The following is a 522-nucleotide window of genomic DNA, read 5'->3' as shown; positions in this document are numbered from 1 at the left end:
GGCGGTCGCGTCTGGCGCAGCAATGCCGGAGATGGCGTGGTCAAGGTCATGCTGTACGACTTGCAGGGCAACCAGACCGCCGTTCTGGCGTCGGCCAGCCAGGACCTGAAGACGGCAGGCAGCGCGGCGGCGGCCGATGCGCTGACTGGCTTGCGGCGCAATACCAGCCAGTACGATGCGCTCGGCCGCGTCGTCAGGCAAAACCTGGCCAGTGGTGGCGTTATCCACCAGATCTGGGACCGTTGGGGCAATTGCCTTTCACGTTCCGATGCCCGCGACAGCGGCATGACCACCAGCTGGACCTACAACGCAAGCAATCAGGTGATTCAGCAGTGGCAGCCCGCGAAAACGATGTTTGTCGAAAGCGGCACGCCAGGGTATGCCAGCGTCCCGGCACAGACGCTGTATTACTACGACGCCCTGGGCAATCTGGTCGCCACCCGCGATGCGCGTGGCAACGTCAATGGCAAGCGTTATGATGCCGACGGCAATGTCGTCAGCGAGCATCATGCCGATGGCGGC

At 63.4% G+C, this 522-nt stretch carries 1 protein-coding gene; it reads left to right on the top strand.

Annotation, left to right across the window (positions count from 1 at the left end):
• Window positions 1–522, top strand: a 522-nt coding sequence (locus JK635_RS23700) for an RHS repeat domain-containing protein (protein WP_202656417.1), incomplete at both ends; no start/stop codon positions are given.

This window comes from Neobacillus paridis (assembly GCF_016765675.1).
Classification (GTDB): domain Bacteria; phylum Bacillota; class Bacilli; order Bacillales; family Cytobacillaceae; genus Neobacillus; species Neobacillus paridis.
Note: the sequence above shows the minus strand (reverse complement) of the source record. Positions and strands in the feature narration are given on the sequence as shown.